The sequence below is a fragment of the Kitasatospora aureofaciens genome (assembly GCF_019192735.1).
In the GTDB taxonomy this organism is placed as follows: Bacteria; Actinomycetota; Actinomycetes; order Streptomycetales; family Streptomycetaceae; genus Kitasatospora; species Kitasatospora aureofaciens_A.
This window is the reverse complement of the sequence record NZ_JAHTKP010000201.1, coordinates 1-606: the sequence shown is the minus strand read 5'-3', so window position 1 is coordinate 606 and position 606 is coordinate 1. Positions and strand designations below refer to the sequence as shown.

Sequence of the window (606 nt, the reverse complement as noted above, 5' to 3'; positions counted from 1 at the left end):
CCACGTCACAGGCCGCCACCGTGACCTCGACACCCAACTCCTCCAGATCGGCAACGAGTTCCGGCATCCCGGACGCCTCTGTGCCACGACGCGAGACCAGCAGCAGCCGCCCGGCCCGTCCGGTCGCCGCCAGATGTCGGGCGACCAGGCCGCCCAACGCACCCGACGCACCCGTCACCAACACCGTGCCGCCACGACCGTCGATGCCGGCCGCGGTGGGCGCAGACGGCACACGCACAAGCCGCGGCACCCGCACCTGACCCGCCCGCACCGCAAACTGCGACTCACCGGACGCCACACCTGCCCGCAGGAACGACACCGCGTCGGCAGACAGGTCGTCCAGGTCCGCCAGCAGCACCCGGCCGGGGTTCTCCGACTGGACCACCCGCACCAGACCCCACACCGGAGCAGCCGCGACCTCCACCGGCACCTCGGGACCGGCGTCCACGGCACGCTCGGTCACCACCACCAACCGCGCCCCGGACAACGCATCCGCAGCCAGCCACTCCTGCACCAGACCCAGCACGCGCACCGCAGCACCACGAGCCGCACCCGCGACATCGCCGGCACCCGGCTCCGGCACGACCCGCACCACCACAACCTCGG

The 606-nt window shown here is 73.1% G+C and carries 1 protein-coding gene; it reads right to left on the bottom strand.

Features of this window, described 5'->3' with window-relative positions; translation table 11 throughout:
* A partial coding sequence (locus KV557_RS41995; protein WP_218207392.1) for a SpnB-like Rossmann fold domain-containing protein occupies positions 1-606 on the bottom strand: 606 nt, incomplete at both ends.